Annotated in this window: 22 protein-coding genes and 1 pseudogene; 14 read left to right on the forward strand and 9 right to left on the reverse strand. The window is 67.8% G+C overall.

Going from position 1 to position 21,314, the window contains the following annotated elements; genetic code table 11:
* Positions 1 to 2 precede the first annotated feature (2 nt).
* Positions 3 to 1,070, reverse strand: a complete 1,068-nt coding sequence (locus C8D87_RS18065) for a hypothetical protein (protein WP_112227542.1) — start codon at positions 1,068 to 1,070, stop codon at positions 3 to 5.
* Positions 1,067 to 2,524, reverse strand: a complete 1,458-nt coding sequence (locus C8D87_RS18070) for an FAD-dependent oxidoreductase (RefSeq protein WP_112227543.1) — start codon at positions 2,522 to 2,524, stop codon at positions 1,067 to 1,069. Before C8D87_RS18070 ends, C8D87_RS18065 begins: the two co-directional genes overlap by 4 nt.
* Before the next feature lie 417 nt (positions 2,525 to 2,941).
* On the opposite strand from C8D87_RS18070, the gene C8D87_RS18075 reads away from it, so the two are divergent.
* The 3 genes from C8D87_RS18075 to C8D87_RS18085 all read left to right on the forward strand — a co-directional run bounded on the left by C8D87_RS18075 (position 2,942) and on the right by C8D87_RS18085 (position 4,706).
* Positions 2,942 to 3,418: an RNA polymerase sigma factor gene (locus C8D87_RS18075; protein WP_215732363.1), complete on the forward strand. Its 477-nt coding sequence runs from the start codon at positions 2,942 to 2,944 to the stop codon at positions 3,416 to 3,418.
* Positions 3,419 to 3,576: 158 nt separating this feature from the next.
* Positions 3,577 to 4,005, forward strand: a complete 429-nt coding sequence (locus tag C8D87_RS18080; protein WP_112227544.1) for an SRPBCC family protein — start codon at positions 3,577 to 3,579, stop codon at positions 4,003 to 4,005.
* Positions 4,002 to 4,706 carry a flavodoxin family protein gene (locus tag C8D87_RS18085; protein ID WP_112227545.1) on the forward strand — a complete coding sequence of 235 codons (705 nt, stop codon included), beginning with the start codon at positions 4,002 to 4,004 and terminating at the stop codon, positions 4,704 to 4,706. Before C8D87_RS18080 ends, C8D87_RS18085 begins: the two co-directional genes overlap by 4 nt.
* Position 4,707: 1 nt before the next feature.
* Here C8D87_RS18085 and C8D87_RS18090 read toward each other — a convergent pair whose 3' ends face one another.
* Entirely contained in the window at positions 4,708 to 5,055 is a 348-nt protein-coding gene (locus C8D87_RS18090) for a DUF1801 domain-containing protein (RefSeq protein WP_146771756.1), read from the reverse strand.
* A 55-nt stretch (positions 5,056 to 5,110) separates the two neighbouring features.
* Here C8D87_RS18090 and C8D87_RS18095 point away from each other — a divergent pair, with 55 nt between their 5' ends.
* The 4 genes from C8D87_RS18095 (at position 5,111) to C8D87_RS18110 (ending at position 8,676) form a co-directional block, all read left to right on the forward strand.
* Positions 5,111 to 5,722: an RNA polymerase sigma factor gene (locus C8D87_RS18095; RefSeq protein WP_233442161.1), complete on the forward strand. Its 612-nt coding sequence runs from the start codon at positions 5,111 to 5,113 to the stop codon at positions 5,720 to 5,722.
* Complete coding sequence (locus C8D87_RS18100; RefSeq protein WP_109636637.1) at positions 5,719 to 5,985, forward strand: anti-sigma factor family protein; 267 nt, start codon at positions 5,719 to 5,721, stop codon at positions 5,983 to 5,985. Before C8D87_RS18095 ends, C8D87_RS18100 begins: the two co-directional genes overlap by 4 nt.
* 116 nt (positions 5,986 to 6,101) lie before the next feature.
* On the forward strand, positions 6,102 to 7,751 hold the full coding sequence (locus C8D87_RS18105; RefSeq protein WP_112227548.1) for a choice-of-anchor B family protein: 1,650 nt from the start codon (positions 6,102 to 6,104) through the stop codon (positions 7,749 to 7,751).
* Between the two features lie 49 nt (positions 7,752 to 7,800).
* Positions 7,801 to 8,676 (forward strand): hypothetical protein, encoded by an 876-nt coding sequence (locus C8D87_RS18110; RefSeq protein WP_112227549.1) that lies wholly within the window; start codon positions 7,801 to 7,803, stop codon positions 8,674 to 8,676.
* A gap of 35 nt (positions 8,677 to 8,711) precedes the next feature.
* On the opposite strand, the pseudogene C8D87_RS49185 reads toward C8D87_RS18110, so the two are convergent.
* The 5 genes and pseudogenes from C8D87_RS49185 to C8D87_RS18135 all read right to left on the reverse strand — a co-directional run.
* Positions 8,712 to 8,780 (reverse strand): annotated as a pseudogene (locus tag C8D87_RS49185) (hypothetical protein); the annotation flags it as partial.
* A gap of 400 nt (positions 8,781 to 9,180) precedes the next feature.
* The gene (locus C8D87_RS18120; RefSeq protein WP_112227550.1) at positions 9,181 to 9,663 is read right to left on the reverse strand and encodes a MarR family winged helix-turn-helix transcriptional regulator; all 483 of its coding nucleotides are present in this window, start codon (positions 9,661 to 9,663) and stop codon (positions 9,181 to 9,183) included.
* A gap of 31 nt (positions 9,664 to 9,694) precedes the next feature.
* Positions 9,695 to 10,114, reverse strand: coding sequence for an SRPBCC family protein (locus tag C8D87_RS18125; RefSeq protein ID WP_146771757.1), 420 nt, complete (start codon positions 10,112 to 10,114; stop codon positions 9,695 to 9,697).
* A 276-nt stretch (positions 10,115 to 10,390) separates the two neighbouring features.
* Positions 10,391 to 11,755, reverse strand: a complete 1,365-nt coding sequence (locus C8D87_RS18130) for a sensor histidine kinase (RefSeq protein WP_112227552.1) — start codon at positions 11,753 to 11,755, stop codon at positions 10,391 to 10,393.
* The gene (locus C8D87_RS18135; protein ID WP_112227553.1) at positions 11,755 to 12,438 is read right to left on the reverse strand and encodes a response regulator transcription factor; all 684 of its coding nucleotides are present in this window, start codon (positions 12,436 to 12,438) and stop codon (positions 11,755 to 11,757) included. The genes C8D87_RS18130 and C8D87_RS18135 overlap by 1 nt, the downstream gene beginning before the upstream one ends.
* Positions 12,439 to 12,987: 549 nt before the next feature.
* Between C8D87_RS18135 and C8D87_RS18140 the strand changes: the two genes are divergently transcribed.
* The 3 genes from C8D87_RS18140 to C8D87_RS18150 all read left to right on the forward strand — a co-directional run bounded on the left by C8D87_RS18140 (position 12,988) and on the right by C8D87_RS18150 (position 15,321).
* Positions 12,988 to 13,785, forward strand: a complete 798-nt coding sequence (locus C8D87_RS18140) for a DUF4142 domain-containing protein (RefSeq protein WP_170166473.1) — start codon at positions 12,988 to 12,990, stop codon at positions 13,783 to 13,785.
* Positions 13,786 to 14,001: 216 nt separating this feature from the next.
* Entirely contained in the window at positions 14,002 to 14,610 is a 609-nt protein-coding gene (locus C8D87_RS18145; protein ID WP_112227555.1) for an NAD(P)-binding protein, read from the forward strand.
* 90 nt (positions 14,611 to 14,700) lie between these two features.
* Positions 14,701 to 15,321: a potassium channel family protein gene (locus tag C8D87_RS18150; RefSeq protein ID WP_112227556.1), complete on the forward strand. Its 621-nt coding sequence runs from the start codon at positions 14,701 to 14,703 to the stop codon at positions 15,319 to 15,321.
* Between the two features lie 484 nt (positions 15,322 to 15,805).
* Here C8D87_RS18150 and C8D87_RS45970 read toward each other — a convergent pair whose 3' ends face one another.
* Positions 15,806 to 15,973, reverse strand: a complete 168-nt coding sequence (locus C8D87_RS45970; protein ID WP_170166474.1) for a hypothetical protein — start codon at positions 15,971 to 15,973, stop codon at positions 15,806 to 15,808.
* Between the two features lie 498 nt (positions 15,974 to 16,471).
* On the opposite strand from C8D87_RS45970, the gene C8D87_RS18160 reads away from it, so the two are divergent.
* From C8D87_RS18160 to C8D87_RS18175, 4 genes are all read left to right on the forward strand, one after another.
* Positions 16,472 to 16,675 carry a hypothetical protein gene (locus C8D87_RS18160; RefSeq protein WP_112227558.1) on the forward strand — a complete coding sequence of 68 codons (204 nt, stop codon included), beginning with the start codon at positions 16,472 to 16,474 and terminating at the stop codon, positions 16,673 to 16,675.
* 466 nt (positions 16,676 to 17,141) lie between these two features.
* Positions 17,142 to 18,059 (forward strand): ABC transporter ATP-binding protein, encoded by a 918-nt coding sequence (locus C8D87_RS18165; protein ID WP_112227559.1) that lies wholly within the window; start codon positions 17,142 to 17,144, stop codon positions 18,057 to 18,059.
* A 5-nt stretch (positions 18,060 to 18,064) separates the two neighbouring features.
* Complete coding sequence (locus tag C8D87_RS18170; RefSeq protein WP_112227737.1) at positions 18,065 to 18,844, forward strand: ABC transporter permease; 780 nt, start codon at positions 18,065 to 18,067, stop codon at positions 18,842 to 18,844.
* An 11-nt stretch (positions 18,845 to 18,855) separates the two neighbouring features.
* On the forward strand, positions 18,856 to 21,306 hold the full coding sequence (locus C8D87_RS18175) for a PEP/pyruvate-binding domain-containing protein (RefSeq protein ID WP_112227560.1): 2,451 nt from the start codon (positions 18,856 to 18,858) through the stop codon (positions 21,304 to 21,306).
* Positions 21,307 to 21,314 lie beyond the last annotated feature (8 nt).

Raw genomic sequence — 21,314 nt, forward strand, 5'->3', positions numbered from 1 at the left:
CCTCAGGCGGAGGCAGGTGCGTCGCGGCGCACGCGATGAAGCGCAGCCAGCACCACACCGGCTCCGGCGAAGCAGGCCAGCGCGTACAGGCCGTTTCCGGTCGGAGTGCCGTCGGCGGTGACGCCGTTCTCCGCGGCGAGGTGGGCAGGCAGAGCGCTGATCCAGAGCAGCGCCATCAGGCCCAGGTAGCCCGCGGGGTAGAAGCGGGTGAAGGCGGGCAACGGCTCGTCCAGGGGTTGTCGGGAGGACGCGATGATCCACGTGCCCGCCAGCCAGACCAGGGCCAGTTCGATCCCGAGCACCCACGCCCGTGCGGTGGGGTTCACGCCGAAGAGGCTCGACGGGATGCCGGCGATCACCATCGCCAGTGGCGTGAGGACTCCGGCCAGCACGGTGCGGGCCACCAGCCACCGCCCTCCGGCAGTCAGGCGCACGACCAGATAGGTCATGGCTCCCAGGGAGACGGAGGCGAACAGCAGGGCGCTCTGCAACGGCACCGACGCCATCGCGGGTTGGTTGACGATGTGGTTGTCCGGGTTCCACGCCCACCACTTCAGCTGCGGTCCCAAGTGATCGAAGACCTCGTAGAACACCTGGCACACGAAGGCGACCGCCACCGATCCGGCCAGCGCTCCACGCCGGCGGAAGATCCCGAGGCAGCGTACGACCTCGTAGGCGAGCTGGCTGATCATCGGGTAGAACGCCACGATGTACAGCGGCAAGCGGTCCCACATGAACTGCACGGTGAACTGGTTGTGGGCGAAGATGAAGCCGTAGATCTCGTCCAGGCCGAACCACTCCGGGAAGTACAGCGGTGGCTCGATCACGAGGAGGTAGACCAGCGACGCCCACCACAACGCGAGGTTGACCGAGTCCCCCGCGCGGTGGCGGCGAACGGCGTGCACCAGAGCGAAAACGGCGCCGCCGACGACGAGCGCCTCGAGCAGCGGCATCGTCGGGTGGGCGAGATCCCAGGGTGCGCGGACCGAGACGACGGGGGAGACGTCGTGACAGTCGAAGCCGAGGTCGCGGGTGACGGCTTCGGCCTCCGGCCCGCAGGTGGTGGTCATCGTGACGCCGCCGATGCGGTCGAGTAGTCCGTTGCCGGCGGTTCGGCCAGGGGGTCGAACCCGAACGGGATGCGATGACGTCCCAGCGCGGTGCGGATGCGGTAGCGCAGAAGTCCTGCGAGCACACGAGGGTTGGTCATCATGTCGCCCAGCGACTCGTCCAGGTTGAACACCTTGGCGAAGTGCTCGTCGACCACCGGGTACTCACGAGCTGCACCAACGATGAAGCTGAACGCCGGGCCGGACACCGCCGCGACGAGGCGGCGTTTCCACTCGCTCACCTTCTCGGTGCCTCCGGCGCACGCGTAGCCTCGATCCCTGGCCAGTGCCAGGCGCCACGGCACGGTCAGCAAATTCCTTTGCGCCGCAAGGAACTGCGCGGAGAAAGCCGCGTCGACCCGCTCGGCACGGGAGAGGTGCTCGCGCAGCAACAACGCCGAGCTCGCGGCGGAACTGATGCCCTGTGCGTAGAACGGGTTGAACGCGCAGATCGAGTCACCGACGAACACCAGCCGCCCTGGCGGTGTCGCCCACCGGTCGTAGCGCCGCCACTTGTTGCCGGTCGACCGGGTCAGGTGCACCTCGGAGACGGGAGTGCATCGGTCCATCGCCGCTGCGAACAACGGTGTCCGCACCCGGCGGGCCGATCTGGCGAACGTCTCGGCGGTGCGCGGCATCTCGTGCCCCCACGAGCCCATGCAGGCGATGGCGCGGTTGCCCTCGATGGGGAAGAAGTTGACCAGGAACTCGTGCTCGGCGGGATGCTCGCCCTTGTGCTGCGTCGGCATGATCACCAGGTGCCGCCACCACCACGACGCGGGTGGCTTCTCGGGAAGTTCGTACCAGCGCGAGGTGTAGGTGACCTTGGCGTCGAGCGTCTGCACCTGCGGCTCTGGCCATCCTGCGGCCACCAGCCAGCTGGCGACCGGTGAGCCCCTCCCCATCGCGTCCACGACGAGGTCGGCCTCGACGTGCTCGTCACCGGTGGCTGAGGTGAAGCTGACACCGTTGATCCCGCCGTCACGAGCACTCAGGCCGTTGACCGACACGCCTTCGCGGACGACCACGTTGGCCAGCTTCCGCACCTGGTCGCGCAGCACCCGCTCGATGAGCAGCCGCGAGCCGTAGATCATCGTCATCGAGCCGCGCTTGCGCGCCGACCAACCCTCCCCGTCGAGGTAGGCGGCGTCCATGGACGGCATCAGATGCAACCCGCCCGCGGCGATGAGCTCGTCCTCGAAACCGGGGAACAGCTCCCCGATCGCACGACGCCCCGAGTTCAGCAGGAAGTGCGGGTGCTTGCTCTGCGGCACGCCGCGCCGGTGCTCGGCGTTGGCAGGCAGCTCGTCGCGTTCCAGCACCACCACCTGGTCGAAGTGAGGGGAGAGCGCTCCCGCAGCGCACAGCCCTGCTGCGCTGCCGCCGAGGACGACGGCGGTGGTGCCGAGCCGCATGCCGGCTACCTCTCTCGATCATACAAAGTTGCTTCAAATGTATGATTGGCTGATGCGGGGGTCAAGAAGCCGGATGGTCCCCTGAGGGCTGGCGGTTCGTGCGGCGGCGAGTCGGCGATCGCAGCCGCGTGGGGTTCGATGCGGCCGCGTTGGACTTGCCCCTAAAGCCCGACAACTGACCACAGGGCCCTGGTGGCGCTAACAGGGTCGACACGTTCAGCGTTCGGAGTTCCGGAAGTTCCACTCCAGCCGGACTTCTTTGGAGCGGCGAGACCAACATGATCAGGAGCGCTAGGCTGATCGCCTTCGTTTGGACGGCGACGATCGGAGCAGGTGTTGGGGCTGAAAGCGGACGTCACGCGGGCAGTCCTGCTGGCCGTGTGCCGGTAGCGGGACTGGAGTGCTGGCCTCGGTTACGTGGATGGCGTTGGCCGCCATGAAGTGCTGATCCACCAGGCGATCGCGCGGATGTCGCTCGGTGCCGCCATTGATCGTGGGCACGGGAGCGGGCTGCTGGCATTGATGCTCCTGACCGACGCGCGCCGGGAGGCTGGGCCGACGGCACCGGCCCGGTCGGTCAGGACCAGCTGCAGGCGGCCGTCGACGCCGTGCACGACGAGGCCCCCCACCGCTGCCGCCACCGACTGGCCGCAGATCCTGGCCGTGTACGACGTGCTGGCCCAGGTCGCGCCGGGCCCGGTGGTCGCGCTCGGCCACGCGGTCGCCGTCGCCGAGGTGCACGGCCCACGCGCCGGACTCGCGGTGCTCGGGATGCTGGAGGCGGATGAGCGGATGGCGCACAGCCCCGGCTGGAAGCGGTCCGGGCGCACCTGTTCGAGCGAGCGGGAGATCTCGCTGCGGCCGTGGAGTCGTACGGGCGCGCGGCGAGGATGACGGCCAGCTTGCCCGAACAGCAATGCCTCATGTTGCGCGCGGCCGAGTTGCGCGCACACTGACCGGCCGCCGTCTCGGCGAACTTTCGTGTGTAACGCCTACCGGGTGCTCGGGAACTGAGCCGTCGTGAAAGCCGGACCAGCCCGAGGAGCTGACGAATGCCCAGAATCGTGACCAGCGCCGTGCTCGACGCGCCCGCCGACGAGGTGTGGGAGTTGCTGCGCGACTTCTCCGCCATCGGGTCGTGGCACCCGCACCTGCCGGAAGCGAAGATCGAAGGCGGTGACCCAGGAGACCGGGTGGGCGCGGTACGCGTGTTCCCCGCAGCGGGTGAGCACCGCGAACGGCTCATCGCGCTCGATGATGTCGATCGCAGTACCCGGTACGCGTTCGAGGACACCGCGGGACTGCCGGTGCGCGACTACGTTTCCGGCCTGCGCGTCACGCCCGCGTCACCCACCACGTCGTTGGTCGAGTGGACGGCCGACTTCGATTGCGACGCGACCGATGAACCCCAGGTGATCTACCAGGTCCGGGACGGGATCTTCCTGCCCGGCCTGGCCGCGTTGAAGGAGCGTTTCGCATGACCGGCTACAGCGATCTCCGAGCGATGTTCATCAACTGCACGCTGAAACGGTCGCCTGACCGCAGCAACACCGAAGGCTTGGTGGACGTCAGCCGGGCGATCATGGAGAAGCAGGACGTCCAGGTCGAGGTGGTGCGCGCGATCGACCACGACATCGCGATCGGTGTGTGGCCGGACATGAGAGAGCACGGCTGGGCGACCGACGCCTGGCCGGAGATCTACGAGCGGGTCATGGCCGCGGACATCCTTGTGATCGCGGGCCCGATCTGGCTGGGCGACAACAGTTCCGTGACCAAGCAGGTCATCGAACGGCTCTACGCCTGCTCGCACCTGCTCAACGACGCCGGCCAGTACGCCTACTACGGCCGCGTCGGCGGATGCCTGATCACCGGCAATGAGGACGGCGTCAAGCACTGCGCGATGAACATCCTCTACAGCCTGCAGCACCTGGGTTGCACGATCCCGCCGCAGGCCGATGCGGGCTGGATCGGTGAGGCGGGGCCGGGGCCGTCCTATCTGGACCCCGGATCGGGCGGGCCGGAGAACGACTTCACCAACCGCAACACCACGTTCATGACGTGGAACCTGTTGCACCTGGCCAGGATGCTCAAGGACGCGGGCGGGATCCCGGCGCACGGCAACCAGCGGTCCGGGTGGGACGCCGGCTGCCGGTACGACTTCGAGAACCCCGAGTACCGGTAGCTCAACCCGCCTTCCAGTCGCACCAGGCCCGGATCACGGCTTCCAGTTCGGCCCGCCCCGTCTCCAGGTCGTCAGAGGAGCGGAAGCGCATCGTGCGCGCCAGCTTTCCGTCGCCTTCGAGGCGCGGGTGGTCGCCGGGTATCTCGGCGCCGCGATGGAACAGCAGGCTGACGAAGTGCTTGGACGGATTGAAGCTCACGATGTTGCCCTTGAACGAGAACGTCGGCGTCTGCCATTTGATGGACTCGGTGACGCGGCTGGCCGGGCCCGGGATGCCCGCACGGACCTGGCGCATCAGCGCATCGAGCGGGTGGGCCTTGTCGATGAACCACTGGTCGACCTCGTTCACGGCACCATGGTGCGCCGGGTCGGCGGAACGCGCTCGGGGAGGTAGATTCCGCGAGGTGCTGCCCGCTGACAAGGTGCTGGTCGCTGGACTCCGCTCCGGCGACGAGGCCACATTCGTCTCGCTGCTGGATGCCTGGTCGGGGTCGATGATCCGGCTGGCGCGCGGTTTCGTGTCCACCGACGCCTCGGCCGAGGAGGTCGTGCAGGACACCTGGCTTGCCGTCATCCGCGGCATCGACGGCTTTCGCGGCACTGCGTCGCTGCGCACGTGGGTGTACCGGATCCTGGTCAACACAGCGAAGAAGCGCGGCGTCAAAGAGAAACGCACGGTTCCGTGGACGAGCGTCGATCCCGATGGCGGGCCGACGGTGGACCCGTCCCGGTTCCGGGGCGCGGACGAGGGTTTCCCCGGCCATTGGCGCGAGTTCCCAGAGCCGTGGGTGCTTGACGGCGAGCTCCGGCAGGTGGTGGGACGGGCGCTCGACGACCTGCCGGAACGGCAGCGCGTGGTCGTTGTGCTGCGTGACGTGGAGGGCCACACGTCCGAGGAGGTGTGCGCGATGCTGGAGATCTCACCGGCGAACCAGCGGGTGCTGCTGCACCGCGGTCGTGCGGCGGTCCGGGCTTGCCTGGAGACCTATTTCGCGACGTCAGGAGGAACGGCATGACGTGCGAGGAGTTCGTCGAACTCGTGACGGCGTTCCTGGAGGGAGCACTGGACGAGGCGGCCGAACGCGCTTTCGTCGAGCACCTCGCCGAGTGCCAAGGCTGCGAGCGCTACCTCGACCAGTTCCGTGCGACCATCGCCGAGCTCGGCGAGCTGCCGCCGGAGTCGCTGCCGGACGAGACGCGCGAACGGCTGCTGGACGCGTTCCGGACGTGGGGCCACGCCACTGACGGCCCCGCAGGTCCGCCGGAGCATCACCGCTGATTTCAGACGAACGACGGTTCACACGAGGCGTCCTCTCCTCCTACCTTCGGTAACTGATCGGAAACCCCTGCACCCGTCCGCCCCGGCGGACGGGATTCCGTGAGGAGCCCAACTTCATGAAACCCCTGCGCATGGGGGTGCTCGCCGTGCTCACCGCATCGGCGGTCGCCCTCACGATGTCGGGCGCGTCCGCGCACGATCCCGACACCCCTGAAGGACAGGCGGCGGCCAGAGCGTTCATGGCCGACTACCGGCCGGCCGAACGGCACGCCGTCACCGGCACCGCGGCCGGTGTGCCGTGCGTCAACGGCAAGGCCGACATCTACCCCTGCAAGAACGTCGATCTGCTCAGCGTCTTGCCGCTGGCCCAGATGGGTGGCGGCAACGGCAACGACATCTGGGGCTGGACCGACCCGTCCTCCGGCAAGGAGTACGCGATCGTCGGGCGCACCAATGGCACCGCGTTCGTCGACGTCAGTACTCCCACCGCGCCGAAGTACCTGGGCAACCTGCCGTCCAACGGCGGCAGCAGCACGTGGCGCGACATGAAGGTCTACAAGGACCACGCGTTCATCGTCGCGGACTTCATCAGCGGCCACGGGATGCAGGTGTTCGACCTGACCCGACTGCGCGCCATCACGACGCCGCAGACGCTGACCGCGGACGCGCTCTACAAGGAGTTCGGCCCGGCGCACAACATCGCCATCAACGAGGAAACCGGCTACGCCTACGCGATCGGCTCCAACACCTGCCGCGGCGGCCCTCACATGGTCGACATCCGCACGCCGAAGTCGCCGAAGAACGCGGGCTGCGTATCGCAGGACGGCTACACGCACGACAACCAGTGCGTGATCTACCGCGGGCCCGACGTGGCCTACCGGGGCAAGGAGATCTGCTTCAACTCCAACGAGGACACGCTGACGATCGTCGACGTGACCGACAAGGCGAACCCGGTCCAGATCTCGCGCAAGGGCTACTCGGGCGCGCAGTACTCGCACCAGGGCTGGCTCACCGAGGACCAGCGGTACTTCCTGCTCGACGACGAGTTGGACGAGTCGCGCGGCACCGACAAGCGCACCAAGACCTACATTTGGGACCTCGCGAGCCTCGCCAACCCGGTCCACACGGGCGTCTACAACTCGCCCGCGACGGCGATCGACCACAACCAGTACATCAAGGGCAAGTACTCCTACCAGGCCAACTACCAGGCAGGCCTGCGCATCCTGGACGTCAGCAACGTCGCCTCGGCGCAGCTGACCGAGGCCGGGTTCTTCGACATCTACCCGGCCGCCGACGAAGCGAAGTTCAACGGGGCGTGGAGCAACTACCCGTACTTCGCGAGCGGCATCGTCCTGGTCAACGGCATCGAGCAGGGCCTGGTCGTGGTCAAGCCCAACCTCGGCGCGGTGGAACCACCGCCGGGAGGGAAGTTCGAGAACACCACCGACGTGTCCATTCCGGACGCGGGCGCGGCGGTGACGTCCTCGGTGGCCGTGTCCGGGCTGAGCGGCAAGGCACCGGCGACGCTCAAGGTGAACGTCGACATCAAGCACCCCTACCGAGGTGACCTGGTGATCGACCTGGTGGCGCCCGACGGCACGGCCTACCGGCTCAAGGGTTCGAGCAACGACGGTGGCGACAACGTGATCGCCACCTACGACGTGAACGCCTCCGCCGAGGATGCCGTGGGCACTTGGCTGCTCAAGGTGCAGGACGTCTACCGCTCCGACGTCGGCTACATCGACGCCTGGAGCCTGCAGTTCTGAGGTGAGGTGCCCCGGCCTCGGCCGGGGCATCCCCGCTTGGGGGTGGATCATGCGCAAGCTGGGTTTCATCGACTGGGTGTTCGCACTGCTGGCCGTGGCGATCGTGGCCGGCGGCGGGATCATGCTGTTCCGTCCATCGGCCGCTTCGCCGCACTCGGTGCACCAGCAAGCGACTCAGGACGTCGTACCGGCGAGCCACAGCGACGGTCTGTCCGAGGTGGAGGGTGGATACCGCTTCGAACGCGTTGTTGTGCCGGAGAGCCGGGGAAGCGCGGTACCGGTGGCGTTCCGCATCCTCGGTGGCGATGGCAAGCCCGTGACCAGGTTCCTGGACAACCAGACCAAGCAGATGCACTTCTTCGTCGTTCGCGATGACATGCACGTGTTCCGGCACGTACATCCCACGCTTGACGGCGACACGTGGCGGATCACGATCGACCTGCCCGATGGCGGCGCATATCGCATGTTCGCCGAGTTCATCCCGTTGGACACCAAGGATCCGCGGCACCCCGTGGTGCTGGGCGTCCCGTTCAGTCTCGCGGGTGACACCGCGCTGATGCCGGTCCCCGCACCGGACGCGAGCACTCGAACCGCAACGGGTTACTCGGTCACACGGGTGGATGAGCCGGCCGCACTCCCGTTGCTGAACGAACGCAAGCTGCGATTCGCCATCCGGACCCCGGACGGCGCACCGGTCAAGACCCTGGAACCGCATCTCGGTGCCAACGGTCACATGACCGGTTTCCACACGATGCTGCTCTCCGCGACGCACTTGCACCCCGTCGAGCCGCTCGGTGCACCGGTGATCAACGGCGAGCTGACCTTCCGGTCGGTGTTCGCCGAGCGCGGTGAGTACCGGCTCTTCCTCGAGTTCTCGCACGGCGGACGGCTGCACACTGCGCCAATCACCGTTGCGGTCGAGTGACTGGCCGGCAGATCAGTCGTCCGGTGAACAACGGCTACCGGGTACGGGGCGCGGCGGAGCACGGCGTGGCTGATGGAACCGAGCACTGCCCGCCGTACAGCGCCGCGGCCATGGCGCGATCACGGTTCCAGACTCGATGCGGACCTGGTCCCAGTTGTAGCCACAGTGTTCGGCTCAGCGAGCGCCTCATCGGGATGTCGGACCACGCGTGAACCGCGAGCAGATCGCAATCGCGGCGCGGGGCGAAGTCGAACGCGAAGTCGATCGCCGCAGCGCTGGTGTCCGACCCGTCGACCCGGCCACAACGCGACCGGCGTTCGTTTTCCCACGTGTGCTTACGACCTCCCTACGATCCCACAGGCCTGGCGGAAGTTCGATTGCTCAGCGCAAAGATTGCACTGTCCGTGATGAACGACGGCGGAGATCGGAAGCCAGAACACGGTGAGCATCGGGCTCGCAGCAGGTGGTCGCCATCGACGCGGGCAGGTGGTTGGGCTGAGTGCGTCAGATCCAGCCGAGATCGGCTGAAGTCACCGCGGGTTCGCCGCCGGCCTTGGTGAACGCGGTGAGCGCTTCGACGAGGCCGCGTCGTTCGTCCTCGGACATCTTCGCCACGATCCGGCTGATCGCCGCGCGGCGCCGGCGCGTCACCCCACGTACGACATGGGTGCCTTCCTCGGTCAGTTCGACGATCACCTCCCGGCGTGTCGCCGGGTTGGGCTGGCGCGCGACCATCTCGGTCGCCACGAGCCGGTCGACCATGCGAGTCGCGGTGGACGGGTTGACGTCGAGCAGTTCAGCCAGCGAGCTGAGCCTCATCGCTCCTCTGCTGTCCAGAATCACGAGCATCCGGAACTGCGGCAGCGTGATGGTTTCCTCGACCGCCGCGAGCGACCGCGCGGACACGGCGACCAGCAGGCGCGACGCCGTGAGCACGGCGTCGGTCAGCGCCTCGGCGTGGTTTGCGCCGACCTTGGACCGGGTCATGCGACTGTTGTACCGCAACCGCGCGTTGTGATCACCGCACAGGTTGGTGCACTGCCTGTTTTGTCCTGCATTCGGAAGCAACGACCGTTTCCAGTGCGTTCAGTGCCGCCTCGATCCAGGCGTCGACCGACCTCGCCGATGCACCGGGCGGGCCGGTGAGCTGCACGCTGACCGCGCTGCGGTCGGCGGTGAGCCGCAGAACCCGCAGTGTGCCTGTGCAGCTCGTCGTGGTCTCGCTGCCCCAGGTGATGCGCAGCCGCTCCCAGTCGATGTCCACTTGACGCTCGACGTCGACTTCGGCGTGGAGACCTGGCAGCCACAGGCGGATGAGGTTGGGCCCGGACAGCTCGACCTCCACGGAGTCGGGCAGCCAGGTCGTCATGTTGTCGAGGTCGGAGACGACGTCGAAGACGGCCTCCGCGTCGGCGGGCATGGAACGGCTTCGGGTCAAAACGAGGTCCTTTCGGCGGGCTCCTCCATCCTGTCCGAGTTCGCGCGTCGGTGAACCTGACGAGTGGCTAACGATCGCCCACCGGGGTGGGAGTCGCCGCCGTCGAGACGGCCGGCGTGCTCGAACTGGACGCCGGTGTCGAATGCCGCCGCTGCGTCACAACGGGAGTGGGTGCTTCACCGGACATCGTCGGTGTGCCAAGAGGTTCCGGTTCGTCCTGTGTGGACACCCCGCAAGCGGTGGCCAGCAGGCACACCACGACGGTGATGACGGCCTTCACGCGGCGGCCTCCGGGAGTTCGACGACGAAACGAGCTCCGCCACCAGGTCGGTCCTCGACCCACACGCGGCCGTGGTGGCGGCGGACGTGCTCGGCGACGAGCGCCAGTCCGAGGCCGCTGCCGGTGTCGGTACCCCGGCTGCCCGCTCTGGCGCCGCGGGTGAAGCGTTCGAACACCTGGGTCCGCATTTTGGAAGGCACACCTGGACCCGCGTCGTCGACCTCCAGCCGCACGCGTCCACGGTGATGGAGCACCGCGAGCCGGACGGCGCCTCCCGCGTGCTGCTCGGCGTTCTCGATGAGGTTGCCGACCACGCGGTCCAGGCGGCGACGGTCACCGAGCACCACTGGTGGGGGAGACTCGATGATGATCTCGATGCCGGGGGCGAGCCGAAGCCCGGCGACACCGCGAACGATGCCGGCGACATCCAGCGGTTCGAAGTCGTCTCGGTCGCCGTCCTGGTCGGCACGACTGATCTCCATGAGGTCGACCACCATGCGCGCGAACCTGTCCACTTCGGAGGTGAGCAGCCCGAGAGCCTTGCCCGCGGTGCCGGGCAGCTCGGCCTGTCTGCGGCGGAGCACCGCGGCCGCGTTGACCATCGTCGTCAGCGGTGACCGCAGCTCATGGCTGACGTCGCCGGCGAACCTGGCATCGCGCAGCACTCGTTGTTCCAGCGTGTCGGCCGTGGAGTTGAACGTTCTCGCCAGCGGACCGAGGTCGGGATCATCCTGGTCGGGCAGCCGTGTTTTCAGATCACCGCCGGCGATGCGCGAGGCCGCGGCGGTCAGCTCCGTCAACGGCCGCAGCGCGCGTCTGCTGGCCCACGAGCCGAGTCCTACGCCGATCAGGCCGCTCAGCACCGTTCCAGCGATCAACAAGCCGCTGAGGAACCGGAACGTCCGGTCGAGCTGGACGAGCTGGAACAGCTCGACGTAGACACCTTGCCCGTCGGCGAGCGACTGGGCCACCGCGATCACCGGTATTCCGTCGGCGCGGAGCCGTTGTCTGGCCGGAGTGCCGTGGCGGGCCATGGCGAGAAGGTCGTCGGGTACGACGGCGGGGTCGACCTGCCGCCCGCTCGTCAGCACCTCGTTCGCGCGGAACAGCATGATCGTCGAGTCCGGATTGGTGGTCAGGCCGGTGAGCAGTTCGGTCAGCCCGTCCGAGTTCGTGCGGACGGCCTCCTCCACCAGCCGGAGATTGACCTCCGCTTGACGCGTTGTGGCCTGCACACGCTGCCGCAGCATGTAGTCCGATGCGAGATTCCAGGTGGCGACGGCGAGGAGACTGGTGACCAGCACCGAGCCGAGGCCGAGCGCGGCGGCCACTCTCCACCGCAGCGACGGGCGGCGGACCATCACCTCGGCGGGCCGATCTTGTAGCCGGAGCCGCGCACGGTCAGCACGAACACCGGGTCTTCGGAGTTGTGCTCGACCTTGGTTCGCAGACGGCGAATGTGCACGTCGAGCAGCCGGGTGTCGCCGTAGTAGTCATATCCCCAGACCCGCTGCAACAACTGTTCCCTGGTCACGATCCGGCCGCCCGCCGCCGCCAGTTCGGCGAGCAGGCGGAATTCCGTGCGGGTGAGCCGGATTTCCTCCCCGCCGCGGTGGACGACGCCCTCGTCCGGCCAGATTTCGAGGTCCTCGATGCGGTACGAGACGTTCTGCCGCGGGCCGCCACGCCTGCGCAGCAGCGCCCGGATGCGCGCGGCGAGCTCGCTCGCGACCAGAGGTTTGGTCACGTAGTCGTCCGCACCCGCCTCCAGACCCGCGATCACGTCAGGGGTGTCGGTGCGGGCGGTCACGATGATGATCGGCAGATCTCCTTGCGCGCGTAGCGTTCGGCAGACCTGCAGACCGTCCACTCCGGGCAGCATGAGATCGAGCAGTACGACGTCGAAAGAGTCGCTGTCGAGGCGGCTCAACGCGTCCTCGCCGGAGACGGCCTCGTCGACGTCGAAGCCCTCGTCGGCGAGCGCGAGTCCGAGTGCCTGGCGGATGCGCTCGTCGTCGTCCACGAGCAGCACGGAGAAATCCATGTCCTGCTTTTCCTCGTTGGTTTTCTGTGCTGCTTCTATCACATTGTCATGGTGACCGCATCTTGGCGGTAGTGCTTGCCTTCGGAAGGAGTTCGTAAGGTTGCACAGTGCACGCGTCGGGCATGCTTGTCCCTGCGGGTGAACGCCCGTAGTGGGCGCGTGCCTGCGCGCTTTCCGGGGAAGGCCAGGCGTCGGCCGTCGAGTTTGCGGCCGGCGCTTGCCGCGAGACGACGAAAGGTTGCCTCAAGCCGTGACGGGCATGCCCACCACCGATGAAGGCCTCGCGGGAACCATTCTCGTGTGCGACGGATGCGGGCGGTCTCGCCGAACGAGCGCAACCGGCCCCTTCGCGTGGGAGCTGCTCTGGCTGCAGGCCGACCAGGCGGGCTGGAGCGGCTCGGATCGCCCGTTGGGCCCGCACTACTGCACGGTCTGTGTTGGGTAACGAACACGCAACCATTGCACAGTGCAATAGTCTCAATTTCCCGAATCATCCGTATCCCTCCGTGTCAGCACATGTTCGCCGCTGTTCACGAAGGGAGATCCAACGTGCTCAAACGTCTCGCCCAGGTGGTGTCGGCGCTCGCGATCATCTGTTCGTTCGCGGTCCCGTCGGCCTCTGCGCAGCCCGACTTCGGATCCGAGTACACGCCGACCCAGTTCGGCCCGCTGGGCCCCGCGGGCCGGGACATGCTCGTGAAGGTGCGTCTCGCGGGGCTGTGGGAAGGACCCGCCGGGCGACTCGGACTGCAGAAGTCCTCCAACCCGCGGGTCAAGGAAGCCGGACAACACCTGATCGACGGGCACCGTGAGCTGGACGCCAAGGTCATCGAACTGGGCCGCACGCTGAACGTCCCGCTGCCCAGCGAGGCCAACGCCGACCAGCAGGGCTGGATCGCCGAGATGACGAACGCCCCGGCAGGGAGTGCGGAGTTCGACCGCATCTTCGCCAACCGCCTGCGTGCCGCCCACGGGGGCGTCTACAAGTTCCTCGCGGTCGTACGCACCGGCACCCGGAACACACTGATCCGCGACTTCGCGAAGCGCTGTATGGAGGTTGTGCTCGACCACATCCAGGTTCTCGAAGCCACCGGGATGGTGGATTTCAACGACACGCAGGCGATCCCGCTCGCCGCACTCGCGGCGCCCGCGCCCAGCCCGACACCTGCTGCGGTTCCCACGGTGCCGCAGGCGGCCCCGGTCGTTCCCAGGACGCAGAACATCGCCCAGCAGGACGCGAACGACGACTATTCCGACGGACTGCTCGGAGTCCTCGTGGTCGTGGCTGTGGCCGGCGGGATCTACCTGTGGAGCGGCGGACGGCCACGCCGGTCTTCACGGGAATGACACATCATCGAAAGGGCCTCGCAAGGTTGCACCGTGCGGATTTCCTGCAGACTGTCGGCGCGGACATCACCGGTCGGGGCGGATGTCCGCGCCAAACCACTCCGGGGAGACCGGGTACCGGCTGACGGATCGGCGGCCGGTACCCGCCTGGCGCGGTTGCGGGTGAGGCCGCTCCCGGGACCGTTGCCCGCGCAGCGGCCGGGACGAGGAGCTGGGATGGGTTCGCGCACCGTGCTCATCGGCTACAGCGCCCGCGGTCGTGCGGTCGTCTCGGCGCTACGCGGGGAGGGCCACGCCGCGCAGCTCTCTGTGGTCGACGCCGACCCGGAGCGGGTGGCACAGGCGGCGGTTGACGGTGTTCACGTCGTGACCGGACATGGGTGGCGCCTGAGCGTCTTGTGGTCGGCGGGTGTGCACACGGCGGATCACGTCGTGGTGGCTGTCGCCGATGACGCGATGGCGATCAGAATCACCGCGATCGTGCGGTCGATGAACGAGACCGCCACGGTCATCGGGGTGGTGCGCGACACCGAACTCCACGGACTGGTCGAGTTCCTCGGAGCGGATCACGTCCTGGGCCCCGTCGAGGCCGTGGAGTGGGCCTTCGGTCTGTCTGATGTTCCCTGTGAGGGCAGCGGCCTCCAGGATCTCGAGTGGACGGTGGCGGAACGCGCTGTGATGCGCGAGGAGATCGGCTGTTCGCCTCTGTCGTGCGGCCATCAGGTGCTCGCCGTGGTGCGTGATGGCAGGCGAGTCTGGGTCGATGACCCGTCGGTGGCGGAGTTGCGCGGGGGCGACCGCCTGCTCGTGCTGAGTACGGACTGATCCATCAGCGCGATCGGTAGAAACCTGAAAGGTCAAGCGATGACGGGCACGTGGCAGGCTGGCCGCAGGTGCGCGTGATCGGGAGTTCGGATGACTTCACACATCGTCGTTGTCGGCTACGGCGACGGCGGACGAGTGGTGCTCAGGGCGTTGCAGTTCGACCCCCGGCCGTCGACGACGACGGTGGTCGACGTCAATCCGGCGCGGGCTGATCTGGCCAAAATGGACGGTGCCGACGTGGTGGTCGGTCCGGGCTGGCGGCTGGAAACTCTGTGGGAAGCCGGCGCGCACGAGGCGGAGCACGTTGTCGTCGCGGTGTCCGACGACGCTGCCACTCTGCGGGTGACGTCGGTCGTGCGCAGCCTCAACGAGGAGGCGACGGTCACCGCGATCGTCCGCAGTCCCGAGATCTCCGAGCTGATGCAGTATTTGGGTGCGGATCACGTGCTGACGGAGGACGAGCTCGTCGAGTGGTTCATGGCGCTGCCCGACGATTCCGTCACCTCCGCTACGGCGGACGGACCGGCACTGGTGGTCGTCGAGCGCGCGGTACAGCGCGATGAAGTCGGGCGTCGCCTCTCCGAATGCGGACCGCAGGTGCTGGCGATCATCCGGGAGGGCAGGCGGGTCTGGCCGGAAGATCCCGCGGCGGACCGGTTGCGGCCCGGTGACCTGCTCGTCGTGCTCGGTGACATCCCTGCAGCCGGTTGATACCAGGCGCGGCGCTGAGCTGTCTTCGAGCACCGAGTGCAGGAAGCGGTGTTTGTCGTGTCCGATGTGGCTCCAGCAGTGCAGTGGGGCCCGGACTCGATGATCTGGCCGTCGCAGGACATCAGCCTGCCTGAAGGTCCACAGTGGAACACCGGGTGGCTCAACGCCGGACGAGGATCTCGGCCCAGGTGACCTTGTTGCTCTGCGCGATCTCGACGCCTCAGGACGTGCTGAACGCGCTCACGATGACCAGTCCACGGCCACGCGACGCGCAAAGTCGTGACTGTCCCAGAACCGGAGAGAGGTGAGGACTGCCATCGCTTGCTCCGATGCGCAGTACCTCATCGTCCAGTCGCAGCGAGAGTGTGCGGGGACCTTGTGCGTGGTCGACGGTGCCGAGCACGACCTCGCGGTGGCCGAGATCATCTCCTCGGAGAGTTCGTAAACAACTCGGATGGTCTGGCATCGGGTGGATCATGATCGGCTACGGTGTGCTCCTCTTGGAGGAGTGCCTGGCCTCATCCGCGCCGGGGAGCATGTCCAGTGCATCACCCAGGAGCTCGGCGTCGCCGATGGCGAGCGAAAGACCTCGGTCGGCGTGCGGGCCCAGGTACCAGGCGGCGTCTCCGATCAGCGCGATTCGTCTGTGCACCCATCGATCTGCACGTCCTGGGGTATCTGCACGCACGGCTCACCATCCACGCGCGACAGGAGCTCGGGAACGAGCCAGCCGAGGTCGGCGAACACCTCCGGCCACGGCGTGTCCGACCTGTGACGCCAGGCGAACGACACGGCTGAGCGCTTGTCCCGCAACGGGTGCAGCCGGACAGATCTGCCGGTGAGATCCATCGACACAGCGCACGATGATGTCAGCTCGATCCTGCCGTGAACCGTCGACCAATGCGGCAGATCGCAGTGGGAATGGCCGAGTACCGCGGCTCTGACAGCGGAACACGCGCCGTCGGCACCCACAACGAGGTCGAACCAGTCCTCGTCGCCGTTTGCGAAGGGGGCCCGTGACACCGCAGTCGTCGGCGACGAGGACGGGCAGCTCCGCACCACGGCGATCGACCTCGCCACCGAGAGCGTCGCTCGGCACCGCGAGCATCTCGTCCTGGCCCAGCACCGGGCGGTGCGGGGGAGACTCGGGGTGTACAGCGAGCTGCACCCCGGCGGCGTCGACCGCGACGAGGTCGCAGCGGGGCTGGCGTCGTTCGACGAGCGCCGGCAGCAGTCCCAGCCGCCGCGCGGCGTTGAGGCCGAGGTCGGTGAGGCTGCGGGAATCCCTCCGGGCCGTGCGGGCGTTGCGGCAGCCAGCACGACGACGTCCCGGTCACTGCGCAGCAGAAGGTAGGCGGCCGCGAGGCTACTGACACCGGCGCCCATGACGAATGCTCTCCTGGCGGGCGTGACCGACCCTTCGACCGGAAGGTTGTCACGCCGACCAGGCTTCCCGGCACACCGTTGTCCGGGACAGGTGATGAGACCCTTACCGGAAGGACGCGGAGTCGGAATCGCCTTGCGGGTATCTCGATCTGGCCGGCGTCGAGTCCAGGTACCTCCGTCGTGAGGTCGGCGAACCGCCGGACGGTGCACGTCTCGGCATCATTGCCCGCTCGCGGTCAGATCGGTGAACGAAACGCAGACGCAAGCCTGGACTCTGCTGTCCTAATTGGACCTTGGCATGCCTCGTCTCACGTGCCACGCCCCGACGACGCGAGTTCCACTGGCCTGGCGGAGAACAACAGGAGTAAGGTGATCGGCGGAGTGCCGGGAAGCCTGGTCGGCGTTGTTGTCGTTCGCGTAGACGAGGACCACGCATGGCCACTACGGCTCCGGTGATCGATGCCTCTGAGCTGACCAAACGCTACGGCGATCTCGCTGCCGTGGACGCGGTTTCCCTCCGGGTGGAGCCGGGGGAGATCTACGCGCTGCTCGGCCTGAACGGCGCGGGCAAGACGACGATGATCCGGATGCTGCTGGGCATGGTGCGCCCTACCAGCGGTCAGGTGACGCTGCTGGGTGAGCGTGTGCGGCGCGGCCACGACGAGATGTGGTCGCGCGTCGGGTACCTCGTCGAGACCCCGGCGGCCTATCCGGAGCTGACGGTCGTCGAGAACCTCGCGGTCGTCGCACGTTTGCGAGGCTTGACCGACCCGCGCGCCGTGGGTGCCGTCGTCGAGCGGCTCGGGTTGAGCGCCTACGCCGGCAACCGTGCGGGGACCCTGTCGCTGGGCAACGCGCAACGACTTGGCCTCGCCAAGGCGCTGATCCACCGCCCTGACCTGGTGATCCTCGACGAGCCGGCCAACGGCCTGGATCCTGCCGGAGTGGCCGAGATCCGCGCGCTGCTCCTCGATCTCGCGCGCGAGCACGGGGTCTCCGTGCTGCTGTCCAGCCACATCCTGACCGAGGTGGCACGGCTGGCCACCAGGATCGGGGTGATCGATCACGGCCTGCTGCTGAAGGAGATCGCCACCGAAGACCTGGCGTCGCTCGCGCGGCCCAGGTTGAGCGTGGCCGCACGCGACGGTGACCGAGTCGCGGAAGCGCTGCGTGTGGCTGGGCTGGTCGCGAGCGCCGACGGCGACGGGTACGTGATCGAGGACGAACGTGCCGTGCGGCGTCCCGATGACGTCGCCGCGTTGCTCGTGGCAGCGGGTTGTCCGCCGACGAGGCTCGTCGTGACACAGGACGACCTGGAGACCTACTTCCTGAAGCTGGTCGAGCCGCGGTGAGCGCGATGAGGGCTGCGGTCGCGGTGGAAGCGCTGAAGATGCGGCGCTCGAGGCTGCCTTGGCTGACGGTGCTGGCGCTCAGCGTTGTCGCGCTGGTCGGCGGGCTGTTCATGTTCATCCTCGCGGATCAGCAACGGGCGCGGGCCATGGGGTTGCTGGGCGCGAAGGCGAGCTTGGTGGCGAACGAGGCGGATTGGGCGGCCTACTTCGGGTTCCTGGCCCAGGCGAACGCGGTCGGCGGCATGGTCGTCTTCGGTTTGGCCGTGACGTGGCTGTTCGGCCGGGAGTTCAGCCAAGGTACGGCCAAGGACCTGCTCGCCCTGCCGACCGGACGGGGCGTGATCGTGTCGGCCAAGTTCGTGGTGGGCGCGGTGTGGTTCCTGGTCCTCGGCGGCTACGTCTACCTGCTGGGCCTCGCCATTGGTGCGGCCCTCGGGCTGCCCGGCTGGTCGGGTGTCCTGGCGGTGGCCGGGTTGGGAAAGCTGATGGCCACCTCGGTGATGACGACGTTGTTGGTCGCGCCGGTCGCGCTGGCTGCCAGTGCCGGTCGCGGTTACCTGCCCGGTGTGGGGTTCATGATCGCGGCGGTGTTCCTGGCGCAGATCGTCGCCGCGCTCGGTTACGGACATGTGTTCCCGTGGTCGGTTCCGGCCCTGTTCAGCGGTCTGGCGGGCCCGGAGCGCGAGCAGCCCGGCGTGCTCGGCTACGCACTCGTGCTCCTGGTGGGGGTCGGTGGCGCGTGGGCGACCGCCTCCTGGTGGACGCGGGCTGACCAGGATCGGTAGAGGGAGGCGAGATGGGTCTGATCCGGTTGTCGGAGATCGACCGTTCCATGGTCGATCTAGTGGGTGGCAAGGCCGCCGGGCTCGGTGAGATGGTCAAGGCGGGCGAGCGGGTCCCGGACGGCTTCTGCCTGACTGTCGAGTCGTACCTTGCGCGGGATCTTCCCGAAGCCGATCTGCTCGACGCCTACGAGCGGCTCGGTGGAGGACGTGTCGCGGTCCGGTCCAGCGCCACGGCTGAGGACCTGCCGGACGCCAGCTTCGCCGGCCAGCAGGACACCTACCTGAACATCGAAGGGGCGGACGAACTCTTCGACGCGGTCCGCAGGTGCTGGGTCTCCCTGCATGCCGAACGCGCGGTCGCCTACCGAGCTGCCGCGGGAATCGACGACGCCGCAATGGCTGTCGTGATCCAGCGCATGGTCGATCCGGTTGTCGCCGGAGTCACGTTCACCGCCAATCCGATCACCGGGTGCCGCACCGAAACGGTCATCGACGCCGCTCCCGGTCTGGGCACGGCCGTGGTGGACGGCTCGGTCGTTCCAGACCACTACGTGTTGTCCCACAACGCGCCCGCCACCCCGAATCCGGACGGGTGCCTCGACGGGGCCCAGCTCGAACAGCTGCGGGAGGCGGGGAGGCGGCTGCAGCGGCATTTCGGTGTCCCGCAGGACATCGAGTGGGCGTTCGACGGCGAGGGTCGGCTGTGGTTGCTCCAGTCGCGGCCGATCACGACGTTGTTCCCGCTGCCACCTGACACCGGCGACACCCGGCTGTACCTGGAGATCGGTCACATCCAGGGAATGCTGCGACCGTGCACGCCGATGGGCGTGGCGCTGCTGAAGACGGGTGCGGCGATGTGGTTCAAGTCCGTGGGAGCGAAGGTCGATCCGCGAGACCCGCTGCCTCGGCTGGTGCCGATCGGCGGGCGCCTCTACTTCGATCTGACGGATTTCGTGCGCAACAAGGCGATGCGCAAACAGCTCCCGACATCGCTGGAGATATACGGGCCACGGGTTCGAAGCGCCGTCAACCGCGCGATTGACGACCCGAGATTCGCGCCACGACGGGGCTTGCCATTCCGACCTGGCACCGCCCTCAAAGCTGCAGCACGGCTCACGCTGCCCGCGATCGCCGGGTTCGTGTCCAGCCTGGCCCGTCCCGCCGCCGCGCGCGCCAGGGCGTACCGCGGCGTCGAGGAGATCAAATCCACGCTGACACCGCCGCCGGAGTCCGCCACCGCCGCCGAGCGGCTGCGCTGGGTCGTCGAGGACTCGCACAAAACGGTGATGAGCCCGGACATGAAGGGAATCCTGTGGCCGCTGATGGCCGGCATCGTCGCCGGGACGACGCCGGCAGGATTGCTCGACGAAGTCGCCTCGCCGGAGGAGCTCGACACCGTCCTGGGCGGGATGCCGCACAACGTCACCACGGAGATGGACCTGGCGCTGTGGGACCTGGCCGTGAACGCACGAGCGCATGGCGACCTGTTCTCGAGCACTCCACCTGAGCAGCTCACCGCCAGGTACCTCGCCGGGGAGCTGCCGGACATCGGGATGGCCGCTTTCCTGGACAGGTACGGCATGCGCGCGGCCGCCGAGGTCGATGTCGGCGTACCCCGCTGGGCAGAGGACCCCGCGCCGTTGTTCACCACGATCGCCAACTACCTCCGCGTCGACAACCCGGAACAGGCACCCGATCGGCGGTTCGCAGCCGCGGCGGCCAAGGCGGAGGAAATGATCGAGACGCTGTCCCGCCGGGTGCGGAGTCAGCGGCCGATCCGCGGGCGTGTCGCAGTGTTCTTCATGCGCCGGTCACGTCAGCTCACCGGTCTGCGCGAGATCGGGAAGTTCGCCTGGTTGCCCGCGATCCAGGTGTCGCGCCGCCAGCTGCTCCTCATCGGTGATGATCTGGTCGCACGGGAGCTGTTGGAACGTGCCGACGACATCATGTTCCTGGACCTAGAACAGGTACACGCGGCCGTGCACGGCGGGACCGACCACCGTGAGCTCGTCACACTGCGCCGCGCAGCACACGAGCGAGAACAACGGCGGCCCACAGTCCCCGGCGCGCTGTTGTCCGACGGGACGGACCTGGAGGCGCTCGCCCCTGCGGTACCCGCGGACAACGGTGTGCTGGTCGGCATGTCAGGCGCAGCAGGACGTGCAACCGGCCGGGCACGCGTGATCCACGATCCCTCCGGAGCGCACATCGAGCCGGGCGAGATTCTCGTGGCGCCCACCACGGATCCCGGTTGGACACCGCTGTTCCTGACCGCCGCTGGATTGGTGACAGAGACCGGGTCGCCGGTCGCGCACGGACCCACGGTGGCTCGTGAGTACGGGATTCCCGCGGTGATCTGCGTTCGCAACGCCACCCGTGAGATCAGAACCGGGCAGCTCATCACCGTCGACGGCGCGGCGGGAACAGTCCGCGTGGAAGGGATCCCGCCAGCCGATTCGTGATCGGTTGC

Source organism: Lentzea atacamensis, assembly GCF_003269295.1.
Lineage (GTDB): Bacteria > Actinomycetota > Actinomycetes > Mycobacteriales > Pseudonocardiaceae > Lentzea > Lentzea atacamensis.

Excerpts from the sequence above, each read along its gene's own strand:
- C8D87_RS18130 (WP_112227552.1), bottom strand. The coding sequence starts at position 11,755 with ATGGTCCGCCGCCCGTCGCTGCGGTGGAGAGTGGCCGCCGCGCTCGGC.
- C8D87_RS18145 (WP_112227555.1), top strand. The coding sequence starts at position 14,002 with ATGGGTTCGCGCACCGTGCTCATCGGCTACAGCGCCCGCGGTCGTGCG.
- C8D87_RS18080 (WP_112227544.1), top strand. The coding sequence starts at position 3,577 with ATGCCCAGAATCGTGACCAGCGCCGTGCTCGACGCGCCCGCCGACGAG.
- C8D87_RS18175 (WP_112227560.1), top strand. The coding sequence starts at position 18,856 with ATGGGTCTGATCCGGTTGTCGGAGATCGACCGTTCCATGGTCGATCTA.
- C8D87_RS18110 (WP_112227549.1), top strand. The coding sequence starts at position 7,801 with ATGCGCAAGCTGGGTTTCATCGACTGGGTGTTCGCACTGCTGGCCGTG.
- C8D87_RS18070 (WP_112227543.1), bottom strand. The coding sequence starts at position 2,524 with ATGCGGCTCGGCACCACCGCCGTCGTCCTCGGCGGCAGCGCAGCAGGG.
- C8D87_RS18135 (WP_112227553.1), bottom strand. The coding sequence starts at position 12,438 with ATGGATTTCTCCGTGCTGCTCGTGGACGACGACGAGCGCATCCGCCAG.
- C8D87_RS18170 (WP_112227737.1), top strand. The coding sequence starts at position 18,065 with ATGAGGGCTGCGGTCGCGGTGGAAGCGCTGAAGATGCGGCGCTCGAGG.
- C8D87_RS18065 (WP_112227542.1), bottom strand. The coding sequence starts at position 1,070 with ATGACCACCACCTGCGGGCCGGAGGCCGAAGCCGTCACCCGCGACCTC.
- C8D87_RS18100 (WP_109636637.1), top strand. The coding sequence starts at position 5,719 with ATGACGTGCGAGGAGTTCGTCGAACTCGTGACGGCGTTCCTGGAGGGA.
- C8D87_RS18150 (WP_112227556.1), top strand. The coding sequence starts at position 14,701 with ATGACTTCACACATCGTCGTTGTCGGCTACGGCGACGGCGGACGAGTG.
- C8D87_RS18085 (WP_112227545.1), top strand. The coding sequence starts at position 4,002 with ATGACCGGCTACAGCGATCTCCGAGCGATGTTCATCAACTGCACGCTG.
- C8D87_RS18105 (WP_112227548.1), top strand. The coding sequence starts at position 6,102 with ATGAAACCCCTGCGCATGGGGGTGCTCGCCGTGCTCACCGCATCGGCG.
- C8D87_RS18120 (WP_112227550.1), bottom strand. The coding sequence starts at position 9,663 with ATGACCCGGTCCAAGGTCGGCGCAAACCACGCCGAGGCGCTGACCGAC.
- C8D87_RS18165 (WP_112227559.1), top strand. The coding sequence starts at position 17,142 with ATGGCCACTACGGCTCCGGTGATCGATGCCTCTGAGCTGACCAAACGC.